The organism is Streptomyces sp. DH37 (assembly GCF_029813835.1).
Taxonomy (GTDB): Bacteria; Actinomycetota; Actinomycetes; order Streptomycetales; family Streptomycetaceae; genus Streptomyces.
In genome coordinates this window covers 1-505 of sequence record NZ_JARVKV010000164.1, presented here as the reverse complement: position 1 = coordinate 505, position 505 = coordinate 1, and the positions used below count along the sequence as shown (strand labels likewise).

1 pseudogene is annotated in these 505 nt (G+C 75.4%); it reads left to right on the top strand.

What is annotated here, in order from left to right:
- A pseudogene (locus QC029_RS30485) lies at positions 1-505 on the top strand (protein translocase subunit SecD); the annotation flags it as partial.

Below are 505 nucleotides of genomic sequence, written 5' to 3'. Positions count from 1 at the left end.
CGGCTTCGGCGTGACCCTGTCCATCGGCGTGCTCGCCTCCATGGTCAGCGCCCTGCTGATCACCCGGGTGCTCGCCGAGTTCGCCGTCTCCCGGGGCGCGGTGCGCCGGCGGCCGAGGATCCCCGGCATCGCCGGCGTGGGCCGGGTGCGGGAGTGGATCACCCGACGCGAGCCGGACCTGCTGCGCCGGCGGCGGCGCTGGCTGGCCGTCTCGCTGGCCGCCGTCGTCCTGGCCGGCTCGGGCATCGCGGTGCGCGGGCTGGACTTCGGGGTGGAGGTCACCGGCGGACGTCTGATCGAGTACTCCACCGCCTCGCCCGTCGACCCCGAACGGGCCCGCTCGGCGCTGGCGGACGCGGGCTTCCCCCGCGCCGTCGTCCAGTCCTCCGGGGACGGCGACATCCCGGTGCGCACCGACGAGCTGTCCAACGCCGAGGCCGTCGAGGTGGCCGAGACGATCGAGGAGCTGGGCGGGGAGACGGAGAAGGTCCGCGACGAGCTGATC